16 protein-coding genes are annotated in these 23,550 nt (G+C 74.1%); 10 read left to right on the forward strand and 6 right to left on the reverse strand.

The genetic code is table 11. The features are described 5' to 3' along the window. The first annotated feature begins 40 nt into the window (after positions 1-40). On the forward strand, positions 41-322 hold the full coding sequence (locus AB0399_RS28120; protein ID WP_366413247.1) for a hypothetical protein: 282 nt from the start codon (positions 41-43) through the stop codon (positions 320-322). Between the two features lie 377 nt (positions 323-699). Here the strand turns inward: AB0399_RS28120 and AB0399_RS28125 are convergent, their stop codons facing one another. Then, complete coding sequence (locus AB0399_RS28125; protein WP_329364661.1) at positions 700-870, reverse strand: hydrophobic protein; 171 nt, start codon at positions 868-870, stop codon at positions 700-702. Between the two features lie 184 nt (positions 871-1,054). Between AB0399_RS28125 and AB0399_RS28130 the strand changes: the two genes are divergently transcribed. Next, a complete protein-coding gene (locus AB0399_RS28130) occupies positions 1,055-2,206 on the forward strand; it encodes a PP2C family protein-serine/threonine phosphatase (protein ID WP_366413248.1) in 1,152 nt (383 codons plus the stop codon). 83 nt (positions 2,207-2,289) lie between these two features. Here the strand turns inward: AB0399_RS28130 and AB0399_RS28135 are convergent, their stop codons facing one another. From AB0399_RS28135 to htpX, 4 genes are all read right to left on the reverse strand, one after another. After that, positions 2,290-2,724 carry a hypothetical protein gene (locus AB0399_RS28135; RefSeq protein ID WP_366413249.1) on the reverse strand — a complete coding sequence of 145 codons (435 nt, stop codon included), beginning with the start codon at positions 2,722-2,724 and terminating at the stop codon, positions 2,290-2,292. A gap of 165 nt (positions 2,725-2,889) precedes the next feature. Next, on the reverse strand, positions 2,890-3,993 hold the full coding sequence (locus AB0399_RS28140) for a YbhN family protein (protein WP_366413250.1): 1,104 nt from the start codon (positions 3,991-3,993) through the stop codon (positions 2,890-2,892). Between the two features lie 105 nt (positions 3,994-4,098). Beyond that, positions 4,099-6,300, reverse strand: coding sequence for an APC family permease (locus tag AB0399_RS28145; RefSeq protein WP_366413263.1), 2,202 nt, complete (start codon positions 6,298-6,300; stop codon positions 4,099-4,101). Between the two features lie 240 nt (positions 6,301-6,540). Continuing rightward, positions 6,541-7,443 carry a zinc metalloprotease HtpX gene (gene htpX, locus AB0399_RS28150; protein ID WP_366413251.1) on the reverse strand — a complete coding sequence of 301 codons (903 nt, stop codon included), beginning with the start codon at positions 7,441-7,443 and terminating at the stop codon, positions 6,541-6,543. 468 nt (positions 7,444-7,911) lie between these two features. On the opposite strand from htpX, the gene AB0399_RS28155 reads away from it, so the two are divergent. From AB0399_RS28155 to AB0399_RS28165, 3 genes are all read left to right on the forward strand, one after another. After that, the gene (locus AB0399_RS28155; RefSeq protein ID WP_329364670.1) at positions 7,912-9,141 is read left to right on the forward strand and encodes a glycosyltransferase 87 family protein; all 1,230 of its coding nucleotides are present in this window, start codon (positions 7,912-7,914) and stop codon (positions 9,139-9,141) included. A 102-nt stretch (positions 9,142-9,243) separates the two neighbouring features. Next, entirely contained in the window at positions 9,244-9,708 is a 465-nt protein-coding gene (locus tag AB0399_RS28160; protein WP_366413252.1) for a GtrA family protein, read from the forward strand. 197 nt (positions 9,709-9,905) lie between these two features. Further along, entirely contained in the window at positions 9,906-11,066 is a 1,161-nt protein-coding gene (locus AB0399_RS28165; RefSeq protein ID WP_366413253.1) for a site-2 protease family protein, read from the forward strand. Positions 11,067-11,139: 73 nt separating this feature from the next. On the opposite strand, the gene AB0399_RS28170 is transcribed toward AB0399_RS28165, so the two are convergent. Further along, complete coding sequence (locus tag AB0399_RS28170) at positions 11,140-12,771, reverse strand: N,N-dimethylformamidase beta subunit family domain-containing protein (protein ID WP_366413254.1); 1,632 nt, start codon at positions 12,769-12,771, stop codon at positions 11,140-11,142. A 326-nt stretch (positions 12,772-13,097) separates the two neighbouring features. On the opposite strand from AB0399_RS28170, the gene murJ reads away from it, so the two are divergent. The 5 genes from murJ (at position 13,098) to AB0399_RS28195 (ending at position 22,037) form a co-directional block, all read left to right on the forward strand. Continuing rightward, a complete protein-coding gene (gene murJ, locus AB0399_RS28175; RefSeq protein ID WP_366413255.1) occupies positions 13,098-15,260 on the forward strand; it encodes a murein biosynthesis integral membrane protein MurJ in 2,163 nt (720 codons plus the stop codon). A 75-nt stretch (positions 15,261-15,335) separates the two neighbouring features. Continuing rightward, positions 15,336-15,758: a hypothetical protein gene (locus AB0399_RS28180; RefSeq protein WP_366413256.1), complete on the forward strand. Its 423-nt coding sequence runs from the start codon at positions 15,336-15,338 to the stop codon at positions 15,756-15,758. Continuing rightward, a complete protein-coding gene (locus tag AB0399_RS28185; protein ID WP_366413257.1) occupies positions 15,755-18,337 on the forward strand; it encodes a DUF4132 domain-containing protein in 2,583 nt (860 codons plus the stop codon). The genes AB0399_RS28180 and AB0399_RS28185 overlap by 4 nt, the downstream gene beginning before the upstream one ends. A gap of 176 nt (positions 18,338-18,513) precedes the next feature. Continuing rightward, entirely contained in the window at positions 18,514-19,356 is an 843-nt protein-coding gene (locus AB0399_RS28190) for an RNA polymerase sigma factor SigF (protein WP_366413258.1), read from the forward strand. A 260-nt stretch (positions 19,357-19,616) separates the two neighbouring features. Then, entirely contained in the window at positions 19,617-22,037 is a 2,421-nt protein-coding gene (locus AB0399_RS28195) for a phosphatidylglycerol lysyltransferase domain-containing protein (protein ID WP_366413259.1), read from the forward strand. Positions 22,038-23,550: the final 1,513 nt, after the last annotated feature.

The raw sequence follows: 23,550 nt of genomic DNA on the forward strand, positions 1-23,550 counted from the left end.
GCACTAACGTCCTTTCGACAAGAGATCGAAAGGAAGATGCGTGGCTCAGATAGGCTTGAGGGTCTCCATTGTCATGGGCATAATAGCACTGGTGGGCTTGACCACGACCCAGTTCGCAACGGCGGCAACCGGTGCGGCCACAAGGACGAACGACGCGACTTCGTGGGCAGCAGCTCCCGACGAAGTCGCGACACCGCCCTCGTTCGACGTCGTGCCGACAGCGGCAACCGCCGACGCGGCGCTTTCCCCGGGAATGGCCAAGCCCGGTAAGTGCATCCTCCTCGCCGAGGAGGATGGCATTCGTCAGGCGTCCACCGACTGACTATAGATCGATCCTGAGTCGACCCCTAACTCTCCATGAGGGAGACCGAGCCGGGGTGGCAAAGCGAGCCACCCCATCGCTCGGTGGGAACAAGAGCAGGCTACATGATCTCAACATCGCTCACATAGCTCACATCCTCGTCTGGCTTCACGGACAACGGCGCATCCACGGCCGTTTTGCGGCCAGGGTGCGCGCGACCTCCCATTCGATGGTGCCAACGCGCGTCGGCACCATCGCCCATATCGCGCCCACAGGCGGATTGTCAGGTCCCGCGGACCAACGCGGCCGCCGCGGACGCCGGGGCAACGCGAGGCGGGCGCCGTCCCGGCCCCCTGGGGGGTGGGGTGGCGCCCGGCGGTTCGGTCGGGTGGGTGGCGCTACCAGCGGTACCAGCGGTTCCGGCTGCCGCTGGAGTGGGTGCCGCGCAGCAGGAATCCCAGCAGCCACACGACAAGCGCCGCGACAGCGACCCACCACAGCAGGTGGATGGCGAATCCCACGCCGAAGAAGATCAGCACGAGCAGAAGAACGACGAGCAACGGTCCCATGGCGATCAGCCTCCGAGGAAGCGCCTGCCCCTGCCCGGGGGGATCATGCGGTGGCCCCTGCCCCGGATGGCTCCGCCGCCGCGGACGGGCCCGGGAGCAGGGCTGCGGGCACGCACCCGCCGGGGGTCAGCCGGAAAAGGCGCCGTTCGTCCTCTTGGTGAGCAAACATCATAAAATTTCCGGTATGGACCTCAGACGGCTGGACAACCTGACGGAACGGACGCCGCCACTGGCGATCGTCATCCCGCTCGCCCTGGTGGTCCTCATCACCGTCGCGGACGCGGTGTCGCCGAGGGACGTCTTCCTCAGCCCCATGCTCGTGGTCGCGCCGGCGCTGACCGCGTCGTTCGCCGGGCCGTGGCGCACGGCGGCGATCGCCGTCGTGGCCGTGGGCGCGCAGGCGTTCGTGGCCTTCGTGACCCAGGGCTCGGGCACGGTGGCCCGCGCATGGCAGCTGGTCGCGCTGATCGTGCTCTCGGTGCTCCTGGTCTTCTTCAGCTACATCCGCGAGCGGCGCGGCCGGCAGCTGAGCCGGGTCAGACTCGTCTCCGAGACCGCCCAGCGGGTCCTGCTGCGGCCGCCCCCGCAGTACGTCGGCCCGCTGCGGATCGCCTGGCTCTACCTGGCCGCCGAGGACGACACGCAGATCGGCGGCGACCTCTTCGCCGTCACCCGCAGACGCCCCGCGACCAGCCGCGTGATCATCGGGGACGTCCGCGGCAAGGGGCTGCCCGCCATCGCGGAGGCGTCGGCCGTGCTCGGCGCCTTCCGGGAGACCGCCCGGTTCTGCGACACGCTGCCCGAACTCGCGGAGGCCCTGGAGGCACGGGTCAGCCTGGACATGGACGAGGTCGCGGACAGCCAGGAGGACCCGGGCGAGCACTTCACCACCGCGCTGCTGCTGGAACTCCCCGACGGCGACGGCGGTCCGGTCCTGATGGCCAGTTGCGGGCACCCGGCCCCGCTCGTGATCGGCTCCGACGGCCAGGTCACCGCCACCAACTGCACCGCCCCCTCGCCGCCGCTGGGCTCCGGTTTCCTGCCGGCCGTCGGGGTCCACGCCGACGAGATCTCCTACGGCGACGGCGACACGCTGCTGCTCTACACCGACGGGCTGATCGAGGCCCGCTCCCGGCAGGGCATCTTCTACCCGCTCGTCGAACGCGTGGCGACCTTCCCGCCGGCCCTGACCCCGGAGGCCCTGCTGCGGCACCTGCGCCAGGACCTGCTCCACCACACCGGCGGCCGCCTCTCCGACGACGCGGCCCTGCTCGCGATCACCCGTACGGTGCAAGGGCAGGGGGCGGGGGCCTCGCACGGCGCCGACCTCATGTGAGGCGGGGCCACGGCCCGGTACGACGACCTGCCGCGACGAGCTGCTACGACGACCTGGCGCGCGACAGGCCGCGGGTCTGCTCGTCAGCGCGGGAAGTCGCGCTTGTGCCGGAACCACGGCCGGCGCGGCGGTCCACCCGGTCCCGGTCCCGGCTGTCCGGCCGGACCCGGCGCCGCGGGCCCGGGCGGGCTGTCGGCGGCGGGCGGCGGCTGCGGGGCGGCGCGGTCCGCCGGGTAGAGCCCCTCCTCCGAGTACAGCGCCGTGGCGATCGCCTCGACCGTCTGCTCGTCGGTGAAGCTCTCGGACCCGGGGATGTGCGGGACGCAGCCGACCAGCACGCCGTCCCTGATCACCTGCGCGTCGAGCCCGGCGGCTCCGCCGGGCGTCCACAGCGCCTCGCTTCCGTCCCCGATGACGACGCGGATGCCGAAGCTGTACACGCCGGTCTCAGTTCGATGGGCCATGACGTCTCGCGCGCGGAGTTGGGAGACCATGCGGTCGATACGGTCGGCTTCCATCGTCTGAGTACCTCGCTTCCGGCCTGCGCCGGCGCCACCGTGTCGTCTGGCGCCGACCGGCAGTCGGTATCGCCCTTTCCACGGTACTGCGGGGGCGCGCCGCTGGTCGGCTGAGCGGCCAGGGCGCCACGGGGCCACGACCAGGACGGTCACGACCAGGGACGCTCAGGACCGGGCCCGCCGCTCCCGCACCGTCCTCGCGTCCAGGCGGCGCGCGGCGAAGGTGAGGCCGAGCCAGCTCGTCCAGCCGATCGGCTGGAGCGCCCAGTAGCTCAGAATCCGGTACAGCAGGGTCACCGCGATCGCCTGGTCCGCGTGCAGCCCGTAGAAGACCAGCAGCGCGGCGAGGCTGGTCTCCACGATGCCGAGCCCGCCGGGCGTGAGCCGCAGCGCCCCCGACATCTGGGTGAGCGAGTACGCGACGAGCACCCCGCGCCAGGGCACGGCGACGCCCAGTCCCCACGCGCACGCGACGAGGCAGGCCGCGTCGAGCAGCCAGTTGCCCAGGGCCAGGGTGAGCGGCGGCAGCCACGGGCGCACCCCCGGCCGTACCTCCCGGACCTCCCGGGCGAGGCGGTACAGCCCGTCCTCGACGTTCCACAGCCGGCGGGAGCGGACCCCGACCCGGCGCCAGATCCGCCACGCCCGCCGCCGTACGAACGCGGAGCGCGGCAGGAGCGCGGCCAGGGCGGCGAGCGCCACGAGGACCGCGGTCAGCCAGAGCACGGCGGTGCGCAGGCCGCTCGGCCCCGCCCTGCCGCTGGCCAGGACGCCGACCACCAGCAGCAGGAACAAGGTGGTGGCCGACATCAGGCCGGCGACCGCGAGGGCCGCCCCGGCGAGCGCCAGCGACACGCCGCGGCGGCGCAGTTGCCCGTACAGCCACGCGGCGGCGAACGCCGCGCCGCCGGGCAGGGTCCCGGCCACGGCGTTGGCCGCCAGGGCCATGGCGCCCATCAGGGCGAGCCGCAGCCGGGCCCCGCCCAGCTTCAGCAGCCGCCACTGCAACGTCGCCAGGCAGGTCAGGGAGAGCGCCTCGAACAGGGCGGCCACTGCCAGCGGCGCCGGGCGGACCACCGCGATCTGGTGCAGCGCCAGCACCAGGTCGTGCCGCCGGTCCACCGCGAGGGCCACGGCGGCGGCCACCAGCACGGCGGAGAGCACCCACCACACCGGGTGCCGGGCCCGCCCCGCACCGGAGTCGGCGCCCCCGGAGTCGGCGCCCCCGGAGTCGATCGTTTCCTCCGCTCCGCCCCTTTTGTTCACCACGCGAGACACGGTACGGCGGGGCCGCCACCGGAACCGTCAGGCCACGGGGGCGCCGCCCGACCCGCGAGGGCCGCCCCGCGCACGGCACCCACCGGGCCGCCGCGCCTACACGTGGTACGGGACGTTGGTGACGACGATCTTCGGCAGCGTCCGCAACGCCCGCTGGAGCCGGCTCGCGGTCCGGCTGTGCAGCAGGCGGTAGCGCCGGCGCCGCGTCACGATCTCCGGGACGACGATGGTGAGGGTGAGCTGCGGCTGCTGCTCGTGCAGCGCCTCGATGTAGTGGACCAGCGGGGCCACGGTCGCCCGGTAGGGCGTGACCAGCACCTCCAGCGGCAGGTGGTCGCCCCACACGTGCCAGTACCCCCGGAAGCGGTCCGCCTCCGCCTCACCGGGGCTGAGGTGCAGCGCGAGGACGGGCTGGCGCAGGGACGCGGCGTAGGCGAGCGCCCGCATGCCGGCCAGGTCCAGCGTGGAGATCGGCACGATCGACAGGTTCCGGATCTCCTCGGGGCTCTCCTCGTCCTCCCGGACCGTCCCGTTCACGACCGGCTCCGCCCCGGCCGTTACGGCGGAGGTCGCCGCGGGCGGGCGCGGGGGCTCGGGCGGGGGCGCCGGGGGGTCGCACTCCTCGTGGGGCGGGGACTCGGGCGACGCGGGGACCTCGATCGCCTGCGGGTGCAGCCGGAGCGCGGCGCGGACCTCCTCGTAGTGGTGGTGGATGCGCGTGGTCACCAGGAGGAACAGGCCGACGGCGAGGATGGCCACCCAGGCGCCCGAGGTGAACTTGGTGATCCCCGCGGTGACGAAGACGAGCGCGGACAGCACGCAGCCGGTCGCGTTGAAGAACAGGCTCTTGCGCCAGTGCCGGTCGCGCAGCCGCCACCAGTGGAGCACCATCCCGGCCTGGGACAGCGTGAAGGCGAGGAAGACCCCGACCGCGTAGAGCGGGATGAGCGACGCGGTGTTGCCGCTGAACGCGACGAAGACCACCGCGGCGGCCACCGACAGCACCCCGATGCCGTTGCTGAAGGCGAGCCGGTCGCCCAGCCGCAGGAACAGCCGCGGCGCGTGCCCGTCGCGGGCCAGCAGGAACAGCACCCGGGGGAAGTCGTTGTACGCGGTGTTGGCGGCCAGCAGCAGGACCGCGGCGGTGGCGATCTGCGTGAAGACGTACATCGGCCCGGACCCGAAGCTGCGGTGGGCGAGTTGGGAGAGCACGGTCTCGCCGGAGCGGGGCACCACGCCGTCGAGCCGGGCCAACGCCGTCACCCCGGCGAACAGCGTGATCAGCAGGCAGATCATCCAGGTCAGCGTGGTGCGGGCGTTGCGCCACTCGGTCGGCTGGAAGGCCGGCACCGCGTTGGAGATCGCCTCGATGCCGGTCATGGCGGTGGAGCCGGAGGCGAAGGCGCGCATGACCAGCAGCACGCCGACGCCCTCGGTGGCGTTCAGATGCGGGGTGGGCGTGGCGTGGAAGTCGCGCCCGGCGGCGTCGGACAGGCCCACCCCGACCAGCACGAACATCGCGATGATGAAGGCGTAGGTCGGGGCGGCGAACAGCGCCCCGGCCTGCCGCAGCCCGCGCAGGTTCCCGACCAGCAGCAGCGCGATCACCCCCGCGCCGATCGGCACGGTGTACGGGGACAGCGACGGCAGCGCGGAGGTGATGGCGGCGACCCCGGAGGCGATCGACACCGCGACGGTGAGGATGTAGTCGGTCATCAGCCCGGCCGCGGCCACCAGGCCGGGCACCCTGCCGAGGTTGTCGCCGGCCACGATGTACGAGCCGCCGCCGTGCGGGTACGCGCGGATCGTCTGCCGGTAGGACACCCCGACCGCGAGCATCAGGAACGCGATGGCCGCCGCGATGGGCGTGGTCCAGCCGAGACCGGCGGTGCCGGCGAGCACCAGCACGGCGAGCATGGCCTCGGGGCCGTACGCCACGGAGGACAGCGCGTCGGCGGAGAGCACCGGCAGCGCCACCAGCTTGCGCATGCGCTCGCGGGTGACCGCGGTGCTCTTCAGCGGCGCCCCGATCAGCGCGTGCCGGACGCGGTAGGCGGCGCGGGCCGCACCGGAGGAGGGCACCGCCTCCTCCGGCGCCGTGGCGGTGCCCAGGGTCGCCACCCGGACCATCCGGCCGAAGCGGTCGGGACCGATGTCCTCGGCCGACGGGAAGCCGCCGAGGTCGGGGTCGACCGGCAACTCGTGGCGCCGCAGGTCCGCGTCGTCCGACACCTGGGCCCACGCCTGCCCGACCTCGCCCAGCACCCGCAGCTGGTCCTCGTCGAGACCGGGCAGCATCTCCGCCGGGCCGGGCACGCCACCCCTTGCATCGGGCGTGCCACCACCACCATCGCCGTCACCACGTGCAGTTGTCACATCACTCAGTGTCACCCACGGCGCGATGCGCGCCCGCTTCCCGCGCGGACGACCCCGGTGGTGGCCCCACCGGGGTCGCTGTCCGCGGGGAGCCGCACCCACGCACGGGTCCCGCTGCGGAGAACGGTTCGCCGGGGCAGCCGGCGAGCCGAAGGGCGCCCCTCAGGCGTGGAGGCCCATTTCGGCGGAGAGCTTCGCCAGGGCCTCCAGGCGGCGCTCCAGGCTCGGGTGGGTGGAGAAGACGGTCGCGAGGGGCGAGCCCTCCTTCAGCGCCGGGGTGAAGAAGAACGCGTTGAAGGCCCGCGCGGTGCGCAGGTCCTCGCTGGGGATACGGGCGATGGTTCCGCTCACCTTGACCAGCGCGGACGCCAGTTCGGAGGGCCGGCCGGTCAGTTCGGCCGCGCTCCGGTCGGCGGCCAGCTCGCGGTAGCGGGACAGCGCGCGGATCAGCACGAAGCTCAGCGAGTACACCACGACGGACACCGCCATGATCATCGTGAGCAGCAGCAGGGTGTTCTGGTCGCGGCGGCCCCGGCCGAACAGCTCCGAGTAGAAGGCGAAGCGCACCAGCAGCCCCGCGAGCACGCCGAGGAACGAGGCGATGGTGATCACCGCGACGTCCTTGTGCGCGACGTGGGACAGCTCGTGGGCGAGCACGCCGTCCAGCTCGCCGGGTTCGAGGCGCCGCAGCAGGCCGGTGGTCACGCAGATCACCGCGTGGTCGGCGCTGCGCCCGGTGGCGAAGGCGTTCGGCAGGTCCATCTCCGAGACCGCCACCTGCGGCTTGGGCATGTCGGCGAGGGCGCACAGCCGGTCGACCGCGCCGTGCAGCTCGGGCTGCTCCTGCGGGGTGACCTCGTGGGCGTGCATCGCGAACAGCGCGATCCGGTCGGAGAACCAGTACTGCGCCGCCAGCACACCGGCCGCGATCACCACCACGACCAACACGGACTTCAGCAGCGCGACGAGCACGGCGATGAACGCCACGAACACCAGGCCCAACAGGAAGATCACCGTCAGCATCCGGACCGTGAGCCGCCAGTCAGGCGCGAAACGAGAGCGCACAACCGCTCACCCCATCTCCACGGAGCCGGCACCGACGCACCGGCCCCATTCCCGCGGTGACCGGCACACCCGACGGCCGGATTCCCGCCACTGTCCAGTGTGCTCCGCTTCGGCGGCCGACGGGGCCGCGAATCCGCAGGCCACCGCCCCGGGGTGGGGCACGGGCGGGGGGTGCGGGCGGGGGTGCGGCGAGGGGTGCGGGCGCGGCGTGTTCTCGCGGGGTGTCCGCCCGGGTCCGGCCGGGTCCGGCCGGGTCCACCCGGGTCCTGGTCCGGGTGGACCCGATGTCCGGCGCGCCCTCGTCCCGGCGGGGTTCCGCCGGCCGCAACCCATCCGGTCGGCGACTGCCCGTGTGTCTGCGCGCCCGCGGACGGGGCGTCCCGGCCGTGCGAGCGGCTCCGTATCCCATTCTGATGGAGCGTCAGCACCACCGCTGGCGGGAGGCGTCGAGAGGCGGGCGTTGCGCTCATGAGCCACCGGCTGCGCGTGGGCTGGGCCGCCGCCCTCTGTGCCCTGTCCTTCGCCGCCGTGTGGGTCCTGCAACGTGTCACGCACGTCTCGCTCATCGACGTCATGGTCTACCGCGCGGCGGGCCGGACCGTGCGCGAGGGCGGCGACCTGTACGCCATGCACGCCACCTCCGCGATGCTGCCGATGACCTACCCGCCCTTCGCCGGGCTGCTGTTCGTCCCGCTGACCTGGCTCGACGTCGCCCACATGCGCACCGCGGCGACCGCGGGGAACCTGCTGCTGACCGTGGTCCTCGCCGGGCTGTCGCTGCGCCTGGTGCTGCGCCGCCGCCCCGGCGCGGCCGCCGTGCTGGGCACGGCCGCGTGGGCGGCGTGGAGCGAACCGGTCTGGACCACCATCCGCTACGGCCAGGTCAACATTCTCCTGGTGTGCCTGGTGCTGTGGGACTTCACCCGGCGGCCCGGCAACCGCTGGGCCGGGATCGGCATCGGGCTGGCGGCGGCCATCAAGGTCACGCCGCTGCTGTTCCTGGTGGTGCTGGCCGGGGCGGCCGCGGCCACCCGCGGGCGCGGCACCCCCTGGCGGCGCCGCTTCCTCACCGCCACCGGCAGCTTCGCCGGCGTCACGCTGCTGACCGCCGCGGTGCTGCCGCACGACTCGCTGCGCTACTGGACCAGTTGTGCCTTCGCCCCCGACCGGTCGGGCTCCGCGGTGAACATCGCCAACCAGTCGGTGCGCGGCGTCGTGGCCCGCGCGCAGCACACCGTGCACCCCACGTCCCTGTGGCTGGCCGCCGCCGTCCTGGTCGCCCTCGGCGGCACCGCCGTCGCGGTCGCGGCGCTGGCCGCGACCGGCCGGGTGCCGAACGCCACCGCGTGGGGAGCGGTGGCCTGCGGTGTCACCTCTCTCCTGGTCAGCCCGATCACCTGGACCCATCACTGGGTGTGGAACGTGCCCATGACGGTCCTGCTCGTCCACGAGGCGCTGCGCCGGCGCGATCCGCGCTGGGCCCTGGGCGCGGCGGCGTGCGTGCTGGTCTTCTGCTGCGACGCGGTGTGGTCCCTCCCGCACGGCGCCGGCCGGCCCGAACTCCACGAGAACGCCGGCCAGATACTGGTCGCCGCGAGCTACCCGCTGGCCGGGCTCGCCTTCCTCGCCACGGCCGCCGCCGTCACCGTACGGCCCCGCGCGACCGCCCCGGCGGAGACCAGCACCGTGTACCCCTGACGGCCGGCCCGCCTGCGGGACCGTCCCCCCTTGTCCTGGCGGCCGGGGGCGGCCCCGGCGGGCCCCACCACCGGCCGGCGGGCCGCACGACGGAAGGACCCCATGAGCGTCGCGTCGCAGAGCAGGATGGCCGGCCTGGCGCGGGAGGCCGCCAGGTTCGGCGCGGTGGGCGTCAGCGGCATCTTCGTCAACCTGGGCGTGTACAACCTGCTGCGCCGCTACACGTCCCTGCTCGTGGTGCAGGCCGGCGTGATCGCCACCGTGGCCGCCGTCGCCTTCAACTACGTCGGCTTCCGCTACTTCACCTACCGCGACTGCGACCGGCGCCGCCGGCTGCGGCGGATCACGCTCTTCCTCGCCTTCAGCGCGGTCGGCGTCGTGATCGAGAACGGCGTCTTCTACGGCGCGACCCGGGGGCTCGGCTGGAGCAGCCCGCTGCGCAGCAGCGCCGGGAAGTTCGCGGGGATCGCGCTGGCCACCGCGTTCCGCTTCTGGGCCTACCGGACCTGGGTCTTCACGGCGCTGCCCGCCGCCCAGGACCCCGTCCGGCCGGCCGGCGAGGAGTGAGCGCCGGCGGATCGCCGCCCTCCGCGCGCACGCAGCCGACACGCACCCGACACGCACGCGCGGAACCGTCACGGACCCGTCTGCCGGAACCGGTCGCGCCCGGCCGTCCGGCCGCGCCCTCACCGGAGCAGACTGGAAGGGGAAGGCGTCCCGCCGGATGGCGGGCCCGCCTGCCGGGAACGGGCGTGGGAGGTGCGATGAACGGATCGCTACCGCTGGGCCGGATCGCCGGTGTGCCCCTGCGGGTCCACTGGAGCGCCCCCCTGCTGATCGTCGTCCTGAGTTTCGGGCTGGCCGGCGGGGTGCTCCCCGCCTGGGCCCCCGGCCACTCCGGGGCGGCCTACGACGCGTGGGCGGTGGTCGGCGCGCTGCTGCTGATGGTGAGCCTGGTCGCGCACGAGGCGGCGCACGCCCTCGTCGCCCGCCGCTCCAAGGTCGAGGTGGAGGACGTGACGGTCTTCGCGCTCGGCGGGGTGACCAGGATGGGGTCGGCCACCACCGCGCGCAGCTCGGGTTGGATCGCCGCGGTCGGCCCGCTCACCAGCCTGTTCCTGGGCGGCCTCGGCCTGGGCGCGGCGGTGCTGGCCGGCGACGTCCTGCACTGGACGCTCTTCGCCGCGCTGCTGGCCTGGACCGGCTGGGCCAACGTCCTGCTCGCCGCCTTCAACCTGATCCCGGCCGCGCCCCTGGACGGCGGCCGGGTGCTTCAGGCCGTGATCTGGCGGATGCGCGGGGACCGCGAGAAGGCGGCCCGGATCGCCGCGCGCTGCGGGCAGGTGGCCGGTGTGCTGATGATCGCCGGCGGCTGGCTGGAGTTCCTCGCGGGCGGCGCGGCCGGACTGTGGCTCGCCCTGGTCGGGCTGTTCGTGCTGATGGCCGCGTTCTCGGAGGTGCGCCGGTCGGTGCTGTTCGAGGCCGTACGCGGGGTGCGGGCCGCCGACGCGATGCGACCGGTGGCCACCGGCCAGGACTGGCAGACCGTGGACCGGTTCCTCACCGAGACGATGCCGCGGGCCGCCGACCAGGTCGTGGTGCCCGTGACGGACCTCGACGGCCGGCCCAGCGGGGTCGTCACGGTGCCCTCGCTGCGCGCGGTCCCCCTCGCGCAGCGGGCCCAGGTCCGGGTACGCGACATCGCCGCGCCCCTGGAGAGCTGCACGCTGGCCGCACCCGACGACCAGGTCACCGACATCCTCGACCACGCCGTGAAGACCGCGGGCCGCCCGATCCTGGTGATGGCGGACCGGCACGTCGTCGGGATGATCACCACCGAGGACATCATCGGCTTCACCCAGCACCGGCCGCCGCACCCGCCGGCGTGGCCGCCCACAGCGCACAGCGCCGGGCACGGCCGCTGACGGGTGCGCGCGTCCAACGGTGGGCCCACGTCCAGCAGCCCGCGCGCGCCCGGCGGTTGGGGCGCGCCCAGTGTCAGGCGCGCCCTCCGCCGTAGAGGGAGGCCACGTTCTCCCGCGGGGCGGGCTGGTGCCGGACGGCGGGTCCCTCGGCGAACCCGGTCAGCACGTTCTCGGTGACCTTGGTGACGAACCCCCGGGTGCGGGCGTCCATCTTGTGGTCCCGCCCGTCCAGGCCGGTGCCCGCCATCAGCCCCTCCACCCAGCGCATGGTGCCGGTGGAGAAGACACCGGCGCCGCTGGGCACCGTGTAGTACGCGGAGTCGGAGTGGCTGTGCTTGCCGTGGCACACCAGCGGCGAGTGGGCGACGACCTCGATCGACCTGGGCATGGGAGAGCCCGGGGTGACCCGGTCGTACTCGACGCCGACCAGGTGGGCGAAGCTCTCGCCCCGGCGCACCCCGGTGCCGCGGAAGGCCCAGTGGTCGGGGTTCTCCACGACGTAGGGCGCGTCGGTCGGGAAGCCCTCGTACAGGACGCCGGTCAGCGAGGACTCCGGGTCGGCCCCCGGGCCGCTGCGGAAGTCGGTGGTCGCCATGTGCGGGTGGTCGGCGAGGTACGGGTCGGCGTAGAAGTCGGTCTTGTAGCAGACCACCGGGGGCGGCGCGGTGGCCGTGGTGGCGGCCAGCCGGACCCGGCGGAAGCAGGTGTTGGCGCCCAGGAAGGCCAGGTTGGTGCCGGCGTCGCGGGCCGCCGTGACATGCTGCCGCTGCTCCGGGGTCCAGTACTCGTCGTGGCCGAGCGCCACCGCGGTGGTCGCGCCCTTCAGCACGCTCGGGTCGCGGTGGACGTCCATCCCCGTGGTGTACGCCAGCGGGATGCCCGACCGCTCGGCCAACACCACCGCGGCCCGCTCGTAGACCAGGAACTTCTCCGCGCCGCTCTTGGCGTAGGGCCGCTCGAAGGACACCTCGTACGCCCGGCGCGCGTACGAGCCGTCCGCGCCGTAGTAGAGGCAGTTGCCGCCCCAGTCGTTGTACGCCTGCCAGGTCGCCGGGGCGTGCATGAGGAGGGTGCGGCCGTGGGCGCTGGTCGAGCGGACCACCAGGGGGACGTACCGCTGGTGGCCGCTGTCGGCCTCCAGCCGCAGCAGGTAGGCGCCCGCCGGCCAGCCGTCGGCCGCGATCTCCAGGCTGCGGTCCCAGCCCGCGTGGATCATCCGCGTGTCCAGGGCGGTGCTGTACGGGCCCTGCCGCCGGCCGGCCACCGTGTGCGAGGCCCACACCAGGGCCGCCTGCTTGCCGTCGTACCAGCCGACCCGGAAGGCGGAGACCCGGAACGCCCGCGCCGTGGTCGACACGTGCAGCCCGAAGGTCTCCCCCGGCAGCACGCTGACCCGGTCGGCGTAGCCCTCGATCGCGTGCGGCGGGCCGATCGGGCCGAGCCGCCAGTCGTCGGTGCCCTTCGGCGCCGCGTGCCCGGTGAGGCGGTAGGCGCCCGGGTCCGGCGCGGGCGGCGTGGGGCGCGCCCGGTGCGGGCTCCCGCCGCATCCGGCGCTCGCGACGACGACCAGCCCGGACGCCGCGACCCGCAGCACCCGCCGTCGCCCCGGCCCGCCCGGACCCGCCGGATCTGCCGGATCTGCCGGATCTGCCGGACCGGTGCCGTCGGCGCCACCCCTGGCCGCGTGCTCCTCACCGCTGCGCATGACGCCGCCCTCTCCACCCGTCTCCACCGATCGCCCCCTCGATCCTGCGCCGGACCCCGCCCGCGGGCCAGCCGAACACGACCGAACGGCGGCACCGGGCACGGCTGTTCGGCCACCAGCCCCCGTCGGACGTCGCCGAGGCCGAACACGGTCGTCGTCGGCGCGGAGCCCGCGCGCGGTCGTGCGGTCGGGTGGCGTACGTTCCGCCCCCGCCGCCTGACGCCACTCGGGGAGATGCCGCGCCGCCGCGGATGAGAAGGTATGCGGTACGGGCGGCGGACCGGGGGCGCCGGTCCCGTCCTGGTGCAGCGGAAGCGGAGAGACCTATGAGCACGCCGGACGGCGGCAACGGTCGGCGTGACGGATACGAAGGTCCGTACGGGGAGGACGGGTACCCGCGGGACGGCGGGTACCCGCAGCAGTACCCGGGCCAGTACGGCGGGTACGACCAGCAGGGACCGTACGACCAGCAAGCACCGTACGACCAGCAGGGACCGTACGACCAGCAGGGCGGGTACGACCAGCAGGGCGGGTACGAACCGCAAGCGCCGTACGGCCAGCAGGCGCCGTACGGCCAGTACGGCGGGTACGAACAGCAAGCCCCCTACGCGCAGCAGCAGTACGGGCCGTACGGCTACACCTCCGTGCCGCAGCAGAGCGCGCCGGACCCGGACCCGTACCGCCACCTCTACCGGGACGACGACGCCGACTACTCCCTCTACTACGCGCCGAACGTCTACGGCGGGGCCAGCGGGGACGTGGCGGCGGAGGCGACCGGGACGTTCCCGGTGATCGACGTGGACCGGGCGCCGCCGCGGGAGGCGGGGCGCGAACCGGCCGCGGACGGCAAGGCCAAGTCCAAGGGCTCGGTGCTCGGTTCGAGTGCCGTGATGGCGCTGGGCACCATGGTGTCGCGGGGCACCGGCTTCGTCCGCAACATGATGATCGCCGCGGCGATCGGCCAGGGCGTGATGGGCGACTCGTACCAGGTCGCCTACACGCTGCCCACGATGGTGTACTTCCTGGTCGGCGGCGGCGCGCTGAACGCGGTGTTCGTCCCGCAGCTGATCCGCAGCATGAAGAACGACGCGGACGGCGGCGAGGCGTACGCCAACCGGCTGCTGACGCTGGTGATCACCGCGCTCGGCGCCGTGGTGCTGGTGATGGTGGCGGCCGCGCCGCTGCTGGTGCGGATGCTCTCCCCCTCGCTGATGTCCACCCCGGCCAGCGCGCACGTCACCGTGGACATGGCGAGGTACTGCCTGCCGACGATCTTCTTCATGGGCGTGCACGTGGTGGCCGGCCAGATCCTCAACGCCCGCGAGCGATTCGGGGCGATGATGTGGACCCCGGTGCTCAACAACATCGTGGTGATCTTCACCTTCGGGATGTACATCTGGGTGTTCGGCAGCTTCGGCCACTCGGCGGTCAGCCCGAACACCATCTCCCCGCAGGGCGTACGGCTGCTGGGTGTCGGCACCCTGCTCGGCCTGGTGGTGCAGGCGCTGTCGATGCTCCCCTACCTGCGCAAGTCCGGGCTGCACTTCCGGCCGCGCTTCGACTGGCGCGGCCACGGTCTGGGGCACGCCGCCAAACTCGCCCGCTGGACCTTCCTGTTCGTGCTGGCCAACCAGGCCGGGCTGATCGTGGTCACCCAACTCGCCACCGCCGCCGAGAAGTCCGCGGCGGCGCACGGCTTCGCCAGCGGCACCGGCCTGGCCGCGTACACCAGCGCCCAGACCATCTGGCAGCTCCCGCAGGCGGTCATCACGGTCTCGGTGATGAGCGCGGTGCTGCCCCGAATATCCCGGGCCGCCTCCGACGGCGACGCGGCCGCGGTCCGCGCCGACATCTCGCACGGCCTGCGCACCTCCGCGGTGGCGATCGTGCCGGCCGCCTTCCTCTTCCTCTCCCTCGGCCCGTGGATCGGCGCGCTGATCTACGGCACCGGCGCCAACGGCGGCCGCTCGGTGGGCTACATGCTCGCCGCGTTCGCCCTCGGCCTGATCCCGTACTCGGCGCAGTACGTCATGCTGCGCGGCTTCTACGCGTACGAGGACACCCGGACGCCCTTCTTCAACACGGTGTGGATCGCCCTGGTCAACGCGGCTGTCGCCGGGCTGTCGTTCCTGCTGCTGCCGCCGCAACGGGCCGTGATCGGCATGGCGTTCGGCTACGGCGTCGCGTACTTCGTCGGCCTGATGGTCGCGCTGCCCCGGCTGCGGCGCCGGATCGGCACCCTCGACGGGCCGCGCATCCGCCGCACCTACGGCCGCCTGATCGTGGCCAGCGTCATCCCCTCGATCCTGAGCTTCCTGCTCGCCCGGACCACCGAGCACGTCCTGGGCGGCGGCCTGCTCGGCGCGGCCGGCGCCCTGCTGATCGGCCTCGTGGTCCAGATCGGCCTCTTCCTCGCGATCGCCAAGCGGATGCGGATCGAGGAGCTGAACGCGCTGCTGGGCATGGTGCGCGGCCGGCTGGGCCGCTGACCGGGCCGGAACGCGTTGTCAGAGGGTCGCCCTAGGGTCGTGGTGGAGTGATCGTGAGGGAGGGGGCGGGCGGCGATGGTGCTGCTGGAGGTGCGCAGTCGCGCGGTGGGGGTGCCGGACGGGCCGACGGTGCCGGCGGTGTGGCTGGAAGTGGCCGCGGACGAAGCCGTGCTGACGCTGCGGGAGATCGTGGGCCGCGCGGTCGAGGCGCAGCTCGCGGCGGCGGACGCGGCGGACCGCGAAGGGTCCGCTTCGGGCTCCAAGACGCCGCGCGCGGCGCGGAGTTCGGTGGGCGCCCAGTTCCGGTCCGGCCCTGACCGTACCGAGCCGGTGGGCGGCGCCGCGGCCGAGACGGAGCGGGCGATGGCGGCGATCGACCGCGGCCTGGTCGCCGTGTTCGCGGGCGGCCGCCGGCTGGAGTCCCCGGACGAGCCGGTGGCGGTCCGGCCGGGCGACCGGATCACCTTCCTCCGCGTCACCGCGCTGGTCGGCGGATGAGCGCCCTCCCGGCCACGGACGAAGTGGCGCACCGGCTCGGCGAGTTGCTCGCCCGGTCACCCGGCCCGTTGCGGCAGCTCGCCGACGAAGTGCCGTTCGACGTCCCGGTGGAGCTGCACACCTTCCTGCAGGAGACGTTCGGCCCCGGGTCCTACGGCCTGCACGAGTGCTGGGATGCGGCGGCCCGCGCGGTCCTGGAGCGCCCCGTCACGCCGGAGCGCACCGCCCTGCTGCGTTCCCTGCTGCTCGGCAACGGCTCCGGCTTCCGCGGTTGGGAGCTGATCCGGCTCGTGCAGGGCTTGTACGACGCGGGGGCGCTGGACGACGACGTCCTGCACCCGCTGCTGCGGGTGCGCCATCGGTCCTGGGAGCTGTGCCCGGTCGATCCGGCGCGCCGGGAGCAGCCGCACTTCCACGACCGGCCCGCGCTGTGGGACGAGGTCTCCGCGGGCTGCCGCGACAGGATCGCGGACTCCCTGGACCGCTTCGTCGACCTGCTCTGTGCGGCGCCCACCGCGGAGAGCGTCAGGCAACTCCCGCCCTGGCGCCCGCGCGGCACGCGGTTCTTCCTGCGGGCGCTGGAGCTGTGGCGGGCCGAGACCACCGCGCCGGGCGGGGACCGCGCCCGCGGCACCGCCGCCGTCTACCTGGCGCGGGCCCGCCTCACCGAGGCCGAACAGGTCTCGCTGCTTGACGAGTTGGGCACGCGTCCCCGCGCCGAGCGCGAGGCGGCCGTGGCCCTCGCGGCGGCCGCGCGGGAACAGCCCCTGGACCTGCTGGAGTTGCTCGACGCCGCCGACGCGCGACCGCTGGCCCGCCTGATCCGCGACGGCGTCGCGCCCGTCGACCCGGAGTCCGACGCGATCGACCTGGGCGCGCTGCGCCGCGTGGAACTGCCGGCCGAGCGGATGGCCGACCTGCTCCCGCTGCTGTGCGCCACCGCGACGACGGTCACGGCCGACCTCGCCGGCCTCGGCGCCGGGTCGGTCGGCGCGGCGGACGACCTGCCGGAGTTCCTGCTCGCCCGGTACGGCCTCAACGAGCCGCGGGTCCGCGAACGGCTGCGCCGGCACGCGTACTCGGCGATCGGGTGTCTGGGCCTGCTGCCGCTCACCGCCGGCGAGACCGTGCTCGACCGCTATCTGGAGCTGCGCGGCTGCGCGAAGGCGGCCACCCGGTTCGGCGCCGAGCGCCGCGCCAACCACCTGCGGGCGGTGCACGCCGGGCTGTGGCACCTCGCTCAGGTCACCGGGTACCCGTCGGCCGACCGCCTGGAGTGGGACATGGAGGCCCGGCTGTCCACGGACACCCCGCAGCGCTGGAGCATCGGGGCGTACACCCTCGCCGTCGACCTGGCCGACCCCGCTGTGCCCCTGCGGGTCGAACGCGCCGGCAAGCGGCTCGCGTCCGTACCGAAGCAGGTCCGGCAGGACCCTTCCTACGGTGAGATCCGCGCCGTGCAGGAGCGGTTGCGCGAGCAGGCCCGCAGGGTGCGCACCGGGCTGATCGAGCCGCTGGTGGCCGGGGGCGACCTGCTGGACGCGGCCGCCTTCGACCGCCTGCTGGCCCTGCCCGCCGCGCGGGCCATGCTGTCCGCGCTGGTGCTGCGCACCGCCGACGGCGTGTTCGGCCTGCTGGACCTCTCCGGCGCCGCCCCCGCGCTGGTCGGCCTCGACGGCGTACCGGTGCCGATCGGAGCCGGCGCAGGGGTCGGGGTCGGGATTGGCGCGGCCCACCCGCTGGACCTCGCCGCCCGGGACCTGCTCGGCGGGTGGCAGCGGGAGGTCGTGCGGCGGCGGATACGGCAGCCGGTCAAGCAGGTCTTCCGGGAGTGGTACCGCCTCACCGCGGCCGAGCGGGAGGACGGCACGTGGTCACTGCGGTTCGCCGGGCGGGACGTGGCCGGAGCGGTCGCCGGGCGGCTGCTCACCGCCCGGGGCTGGCGGGCGTCGGTACGCGAGGACCAGCCGTTCGCGACGCGGCGCCTGGGCGGCTGCCACGCCGTGCTGCGCTTCGACGAGTTGGGCCACTTCCTGGGTGAGGGCTCGGCCAGGACCGGGCCGACCGGGTTCGTCGAGACGGTCGACGGCCCCGGCCACAGCCTGGTGCTCGGCGCGGCGGTGCCGCTGGCGCGGGTGCCGGCGCTCGACCTGTCCGAGGCGCTGCGCGACGTGGACCTGGTGGTCTCGGTCGCCGCGCGGCAACTGCCGTCCGAGGAGTCGCCGTCCGATTCGGCGGCGGCGGTCCGCGCCGCGCTGCTCGCCGCCCTCGTGGCCGACCTCGGCCTGGACCGGGTCACCCTCGACGGCCGGTACGCCCGGGTGCGCGGCACCCGCGCCGACTACCGCGTGCACCTCGGCAGCGGCAGCGTCCACGTCGACCCGGGCGGCCACCTGTGCATCGTCCCGGCCGGGTTGACCCGCACACCGCACCGCGACCTCTTCCTCCCCTTCGCCGACGACGACGAGCAGACCTCGGTGATCCTCAGCAAGGTCCTCCTCCTCGCCGATGACGAACACATAGCAGACCAGGACATATTGGGGCAGATCGCCTACGTATCGGCGCCGGTCGACCGCTGAAAAGATGCCGCGTGGAAACTGTTCTGAAGAAGTGGGAGTGTGGGGGGAGGTCGGGGGTAAGAGGCCGAAGAGCAGTTCCGACGACTGAGGATGATGACATGACGGTGGCCACGCAGACCGCAGAAGCATCCGTCCAGCCTGCTGCGACGGGTTCCGCTACCTCTCCTGGTGCCCCCGTGTCGGGCGCGCACGCAGGGTCGGTCGGTGAACTGCCCTGGATCGAGGAAGCCGGCAAGGTCGCCCCCAAGGACGCGCGGGCGCTGTCGAAGCTCTTCTTCGACCGGCTGCAGACCCTTGAGGAGGGCACCCGCGAGTACAGCTACGCGCGGAACACCCTCATCGAGATGAACATGTCGCTGGTGCACTTCAGCGCCCGCCGGTTCCGCAGCCGCGGCCCGGAGGAGATGGAGGACATCCTCCAGGTCGGCACGATCGGCCTGATCAAGGCGATCGACCGGTTCGACCTGAGCCGCGAGGTGGAGTTCACCACCTTCGCCGTGCCGTACATCGTGGGCGAGATGAAGCGGTTCTTCCGCGACACCAGCTGGGCCGTGCACGTGCCGCGCCGGCTCCAGGAGCTGCGGGTGGAGCTGGCCAAGGCCCGCGACCACCTCACCGCGGTGCTGGACGCCAAGCCGTCCGTCGCCGAGCTGGCCGCCTACCTGGAGATCGGCGAGGAGGACGTCATCGAGGGCCTGGTGGCGTCGAACGGCTACACCGCCGGCTCGCTCGACCTGCCCGCCGGCGACGAGGAGGGCGGCTCCGACAACAGCCGGCCGTACGCCGAGTCGATCGGCGCCTGCGACCCGGCGATGGAGCTGGTCGAGGACTTCCACGCCCTCGCCCCGCTGCTGGGCCGGCTCGACGACCGCGAGCGGAGCATCCTGCGGATGCGCTTCGCCGACGAGATGACGCAGGCCGAGATCGGCGCAGAGCTGGGCTGCTCGCAGATGCACGTCTCCCGGCTGCTGTCGCGCACCCTCACCAAGCTGCGCAACGGGATGCTCACCGAGCGGTGAGCCGCCCCACGCGGCAACCCCGCGCCACCGGGTGAGCCACCCCACACACCTCGACCGGGTGTCGATCCACCCCCGGCCCACCCGCGGCACACCGATCCGCGGCACTCGCTGAGCGCCGCTCCGACTCCGAGCCCCGCATGGTCACGATGCGGGGCTCAGTCGTGTGCCCGTCGCCCGGCATGCCCCCATCTGCGCCAAGCCCGCCACCCGTTCCGCGCGTCCCGGTCCGCGTCGGGGCGCGCGGCCAGCACCCTTGGCCCATGAGGCACTGGTTGGGCGGCACGCACGGCATGCAGACCTCGGGCGCCGGGCGCGAGCAGCTCTTCCTGCTGCTGGCCGGGCTGGTCTGCTCCTTCCTCTTCATCCGGTTCAGCACCCGGATGATCCGGCGGCAGGTGTCGTGGTGGCCGGGGAACGTGCAGCCGGGCGGGATGCACATCCACCACGTGGTCTTCGGCCAGGTGATGATGATCATCGGCGGGGTGGGCGCGTTCGGGATCAGCGGCGGGCCGGTGGCGCACGACATCCTCGCGGTGGTCTTCGGGATGGGCTGCGGGCTGGTGCTGGACGAGTTCGCGCTCGTGCTGCACCTGGAGGACGTGTACTGGAAGGAGGAGGGCCGGCGGTCGGTCGACGCGGTGATCCTCTCCGTCGCGGTGATCGGGCTGCTGGTGGCGGGCGAGGCCCCGCTCGGCGGGTACGTCGGCGGGGGGTCGTACGGGTCGTACGCGGTGGCCGCGGTGCTGCTCGGGTTCGTGGTGCTGTGCCTGCTCAAGGGCAAGGTGTGGACCGGGCTGCTGGGCGTGATGGTGCCGGTGCTCGCGGTGGTGGGCGCGCTGCGGCTGGCCCGGCCGCACAGCCCGTGGGCGCGCTGGCGCTACGCCGCGCGGCCACGCCGGATGGCGCGGGCCGAACGGCGCGAGGAGGGCGCGCGGCGGCGGGTGATGGCCGCGAAGACCGCGGTGATGGACGCGGTCGCCGGGGCACCCACCCCGGTGTCGCTGGCGAAGCGGGCGTCGGCGGTGCCGACGGTCGTGGAGGTGCCGCCGTCCCGGCTGGAGTTGCTGCTGGGCCGGGTGCTGGGGCCGCTGCGCGGGCCGGGCGCGGTGATCGCCGTGTGGTACCTGCGGCTGGCGGCCGCGGTGGACGTCGTCAGCGGGCTGGTCGGCCCGCTGCGCGACCGGGTGCGGGCCGCGAGCGGCGGCGGTCACGTCTCCGCGTTCCTGGTCAGCCCCGGATTCACCGGCGCCGCGCTGGCGTTCGTGCTGTCGGTGAGCCTGCGCCGGCGCAAGCGGGCGGCGTGGCTGCTCACCACGGTGGCGACCGCCGCGTACACCGTGGCGATCGCGAGCACCGTCGCGGCGGCGCCGGGGGCGCACCGGCACGCCGCCGACTGGCTGGCGATCGCCCTGACGTTGGTGCTGCTGGGCGCGCTGCTGGTGTCGCGCACCGCCTTCAACGTGCGCGGCGAGCGGCGCAACATCGCCGTGGGCCTGCTCAGCCTGGTGGTGGGGGCGGCGGTCGCGGTGGGCGCCGGCACCCTGCTGGTCCAGGCCACCGACCAGGACCCGCCGTCGCGTTGGGGCCCCAGCGCCCGGTACGCGGCAGTACGGACGCTGACGCTGTCGGCGATCTTCGACCACCCCGGGATCAGGGTGCCGTGGTGGGCGGACCTGCTGATCAACCTGATCAGCGTGGCGCTGCTGCTGCTCGTGGTGCTGGCGTTCCTGCGTGCGCCGCGCGGCCGGGACCGGCTGCTGCCCGCGGACGAGCGGCGGTTGCGGGCGCTGCTGCGGGCGGACGGCGGCCGGGACTCCTTCGGGTACTTCGCGCTGCGCCGGGACCGCGCGGTGTGCTGGGCGCCGGACCGGCGGGCCGCGATCGTGCACCGGGTGGTGAACGGCGTGACGCTCGCGGCCGGCGATCCGGTGGGACCGCCGGCGGCGTGGCCGGCGGCGGTCGCGCACTGGCTGGACACCGCCCGCCGGCACGCCTGGGTCGCGGCCGTCGCGCACGCGGGCGACAGCGCCGCGGGCGTCTACACCGCGGCCGGGCTGCACGGGCTGGACTCGGGCGTGGAGCCGGTGGTCGAGGTCGGCGCGCTGCCGGCCGAGCCGGCCCGGCTGCGGCAGGCGATGGAGGGCGCCGGCTACACGGTGGTGGTGCGCCGCGAGCGGGAGGTGGCCGAGGAGGAGTGGGTACGGCTGCGGCAGCTCGCCGACGCGTGGCGGCGGCACGGCCGGGCGGCCGGCGGGGTGCGGCTGGGGCGGCTCGGCGACCCGGCCGACCCGGGCTGCGTGATCGCCGAGTGCCGCGACCGGCACGACCGGACCTGCGCGCTGCTGGCGTTCGTGCCGTGGGGCGAGGACGGGCTGACCCTGGCGCTGCTGCGGCACGACCAGGAGTCGGGGCACGGCCCGGTCGATCTCGTCCTCACCGAGGTGCTGCTGCGGGCGCGTACCGGCGCCGAACCGGTGGCGGACGTGGTCCGCGTCTCGCTCAACCTCGCGCCGTCCGACGGCGAGCAGGCGTACGCGGGGTACCGGCCGCGCTGGGTGACCCGGCACCTGCTGTACGAGCGGCGCGCCGAACTCCCCCGGGTGATCGCCGCCGCGGCCTACACCGAGGGCCTGCGCCTCGCCGCCGCACGAACCGCCCGGGCTTCCCACCAGGTGTACTGACCCGCAGCGTTGTGGACGCGGGTCACCACACCCGGGGCCTGCCCGGGGGTGGCCGCGCGGGCGGTTCGGGGGTGCCCCGGCGGCCCCCTCCCTCCGGCCGTTCGGGCACTCCCGCCGCCGGGCGCACCCGTCTCCGCGGATTTCCGCTGCCGAATCGCCTGCGCGGTGCGGGAATTCCGGCGCCTCGGGTCGGCCGCGGAGGAATCACCCGGGCGAATTTCGCGGCGGGCGCATACGGCAGCCGAATGAGGCGGGCGAATGCGTCAGCCGAATACGCCGTCCGGGAACCGAATACCGGATGTCCGGCCGCGTTCCGGCCGCCGGAATCCGCGCTCGCGGATTCACCCGGGCGGGGCCGGGCGAAAGGCGAAGCGCACCGTGCCGAAAGGGAGGAAGCGCGGGCCGTACGGCTCCCTGCGACCGCCACGGCACCCGCCGCGCGGCGGCCGCGTCCCCGGCGGGCGCCCGCCGGTCGTACGGGCGGCACCCGCACCGCGGACGGGAGCCGAGCGGCCGCCCGGCGGGCGCCCCACCATTGCCGGCACCCGCAATTCCGACCGCGCGGCACCATACGCGGCACGGAACGCGGGGGAAGTCGGCGGTGAAGTCCGCGGCTCGCGGGAAACCCGGGCCGGTGCGGCCGACTTGTACCGCGGTGACCAGCGCGGCGGCGCCCAGGACAGCCCGCACCGGACGCCGTCGAGACGCCGAGCGCGAATGCCAGGCTCTCCCCTGAGATCGGACGGAACGTCAACTCCGGTTCATCCAAACGGTGTTGATATGAAGTCATGATGGGCTGACGCTGCCGAGATCCACGCCCGGACCGCGCCCGGACCAGGGCGAGAAGCCCGCCGCACCCCCGCCCGCCGGTGAAGCGGGGGCCGATCGACCGGTCCCCGCGGGACGGCGGCAGGGGCAGCCGCGCCCGGTCGTCGTCGCGCCGACGGAGGGAAACCGGGCCGCCGCCGTCAAGCCGGCGCCGGCGGATCGTCGCACGCGCCACCCGTTCGCGGTCGGCATTCGCGACTCCAACTCCTTCCGGCCTACGTAACGGTAGGCTCCCTCTCCGTACCTGACCGCGATCGCCTGCGACGCCGGCCCGGGGACCGGTGCGCCCACCATCGCGCCCGCCCCGTGGACTCCACCGCGGCCGCGACTGCCACAACCCTCGAAGGGGTGGAGAATTCGGTTGTCTGATCGAGCGACTCGCCCGAATTCGCCGCCTTCTTCCGCACATATGGGCGGCGAGCAAATGCAGCGGCTTGGCGCGGAACGGCCGCCTGTATATGATCGCAAAGTGGCCGCACCAAGGCCGTTCCCCAATGGCCAGGCACAATCGAATCCAGTACGGCGCCCCGAACCACTCGCACCGCGCGACCGTTCGGCCGGGCGATCAGGACACCACCCACGCCCGCTCGTTCCGGTCGCCGGCCGGCGTGATCCAGCGAGCCGCCGCACCCCCGACGGTGAGGACAGGCAAGTGACCACGGCCGTCAGCCGCAGCCTCCGCAAG

This window comes from Streptomyces sp. NPDC088194, from assembly GCF_040702025.1.
Lineage (GTDB): Bacteria > Actinomycetota > Actinomycetes > Streptomycetales > Streptomycetaceae > Actinacidiphila.

Coding starts and splice junctions, on each gene's coding strand:
- AB0399_RS28135 (WP_366413249.1), bottom strand. CDS start 2,724: ATGGAAGCCGACCGTATCGACCGCATGGTCTCCCAACTCCGCGCGCGA.
- AB0399_RS28170 (WP_366413254.1), bottom strand. CDS start 12,771: ATGCGCAGCGGTGAGGAGCACGCGGCCAGGGGTGGCGCCGACGGCACC.
- AB0399_RS28180 (WP_366413256.1), top strand. CDS start 15,336: ATGGTGCTGCTGGAGGTGCGCAGTCGCGCGGTGGGGGTGCCGGACGGG.
- AB0399_RS28195 (WP_366413259.1), top strand. CDS start 19,617: ATGAGGCACTGGTTGGGCGGCACGCACGGCATGCAGACCTCGGGCGCC.
- AB0399_RS28165 (WP_366413253.1), top strand. CDS start 9,906: ATGAACGGATCGCTACCGCTGGGCCGGATCGCCGGTGTGCCCCTGCGG.
- AB0399_RS28160 (WP_366413252.1), top strand. CDS start 9,244: ATGAGCGTCGCGTCGCAGAGCAGGATGGCCGGCCTGGCGCGGGAGGCC.
- AB0399_RS28145 (WP_366413263.1), bottom strand. CDS start 6,300: ATGCTGCCCGGTCTCGACGAGGACCAGCTGCGGGTGCTGGGCGAGGTC.
- AB0399_RS28130 (WP_366413248.1), top strand. CDS start 1,055: ATGGACCTCAGACGGCTGGACAACCTGACGGAACGGACGCCGCCACTG.
- AB0399_RS28185 (WP_366413257.1), top strand. CDS start 15,755: ATGAGCGCCCTCCCGGCCACGGACGAAGTGGCGCACCGGCTCGGCGAG.
- murJ (WP_366413255.1), top strand. CDS start 13,098: ATGAGCACGCCGGACGGCGGCAACGGTCGGCGTGACGGATACGAAGGT.
- AB0399_RS28125 (WP_329364661.1), bottom strand. CDS start 870: ATGGGACCGTTGCTCGTCGTTCTTCTGCTCGTGCTGATCTTCTTCGGC.
- AB0399_RS28155 (WP_329364670.1), top strand. CDS start 7,912: ATGAGCCACCGGCTGCGCGTGGGCTGGGCCGCCGCCCTCTGTGCCCTG.